This is a genomic window from Aliivibrio sp. S4MY1 (assembly GCF_028765545.1).
Classification (GTDB): Bacteria; Pseudomonadota; Gammaproteobacteria; order Enterobacterales; family Vibrionaceae; genus Aliivibrio.
Genome location: NZ_JARACP010000057.1, coordinates 1 through 967, shown reverse-complemented (window position 1 = coordinate 967; position 967 = coordinate 1). Strand labels below are relative to the sequence as shown.

The window sequence follows — 967 nt, the reverse complement described above, 5'->3', positions numbered from 1 at the left end:
TCTTAAATTGAAAATAGAGATTAAAGAAGCCTATTCGCTAGAAGAAAGCGCTACTGGTGTGTGGAAGCAAGGCGATACTCGTCTTGATTGCGTCAGTGATTTTGCTATCGCCTTGATTGAGGATGAACTTCCACTTCTTGAGTTTATGGGCTCTGCAGAGGATTTACCTGAATGCACACAATGCAATTGAGTAACCCTGAGCAATTAACCGCGATGCTTGAGAGTTTAGCGCTAAACCCAGAGAAGAAATTCGAGTTAAACCGAAAACTGGCCAATCGCACAAGGCAATTTTTTCGCGCCCAAATTCGTCAACAGCGAGACGTTGATAATACACCTTATCAAGAGCGAACTCGACGAACACGGAAAGCGTTAAACCATAACGTCATTCTCTCAACAAAAAAGAATAAAAACATGTTGATGGGACTGAGTCGTGCCCTAAAAACGCATGTGGATAATGATTCGTTTGAAGTCGGGTTAACGGGCATTCCAGCAAAGATTGGACGAGAGCACAACGAAGGTCAAACGATGTCGTTCACCACCCGAATGAACGGCTTTTACAACTCAAGAACCAATCAATGGGAAGGCGGTGTGAAAACCAAAGCAAACTATCGAATGCCAAAGCGAACCTTTATCGGTTGGACCCCCTTTCTGGAGCGAGAATTGATGGCCATGATGCGTGATGAATTAATAATGAATATGGAGCCGTAAATGCGTGAGATAAAAATCAAACCTGCCACTAAGGGCTTGTTGGTGCGCGATCCAGTAACGCGAGAGCCACTAAAAGCCGAAGGCGAAATGAAACCTCGTAATGCTTATTGGGTGCGTCGAGTATTAGACGCCTCTGTTGTTGAAGTCGATAGCAAGCAAAAAGAAGGAGCGACATCGTGAGTATTAGCTTTAACGAAGTACCAGGCAATGCTCGAGTTCCTGGCGTATACATCGAAATTGATAACCGTCTCGCCAACAG

General features: G+C 44.6%; 2 protein-coding genes and 1 pseudogene. All 3 read left to right on the top strand.

Going from position 1 to position 967, the window contains the following annotated elements; translation table 11 throughout:
• Positions 1 to 190 (top strand): annotated as a pseudogene (locus PVK71_RS20280) (phage tail protein); the annotation flags it as partial.
• Entirely contained in the window at positions 172 to 708 is a 537-nt protein-coding gene (locus PVK71_RS20275; protein ID WP_274421122.1) for a phage virion morphogenesis protein, read from the top strand. The pseudogene PVK71_RS20280 and the gene PVK71_RS20275, both read left to right, overlap by 19 nt.
• Positions 709 to 888 (top strand): DUF2635 domain-containing protein, encoded by a 180-nt coding sequence (locus PVK71_RS20270; protein ID WP_274421123.1) that lies wholly within the window; start codon positions 709 to 711, stop codon positions 886 to 888.
• Positions 889 to 967 lie beyond the last annotated feature (79 nt).